General features: G+C 48.8%; 1 protein-coding gene. It reads left to right on the forward strand.

From position 1 onward, the window contains the following. Positions 1 to 332: PAS domain S-box protein (locus EXE45_RS18480; RefSeq protein ID WP_137695173.1), on the forward strand; the 332-nt coding region annotated here is incomplete at both ends.

Raw genomic sequence — 332 nt, forward strand, 5'->3', positions numbered from 1 at the left:
GAGACACTTGGATACGATGCGGACGCAATAACCGGCAGCGAACTCACAGAATTCTACACACCTGAGTCGGAAGAAGAATTACAATCTGGAGGGTATAGCCGATCGATTAACGGTGAGTTCACTAGAGAGAAACGTGATCTAGTGGCTAACGATGGTGAGGTGGTAGAGGCTCTCTTGCGCTCGGTTCCACGTCGTACAGCAGATGGTGAGATCATCGGAACGGTAGCGATGTATATCGACATCACCGAACGTGAGTCGGTCAAGCGCACAAACAAACGGCTTGAGGAGTTCACAAGTGTTGTTTCACACGACTTGAGAAATCCATTACAAGT

Source organism: Halorubrum sp. SP9 (assembly GCF_005435015.1).
GTDB classification, from domain to species: domain Archaea; phylum Halobacteriota; class Halobacteria; order Halobacteriales; family Haloferacaceae; genus Halorubrum; species Halorubrum sodomense.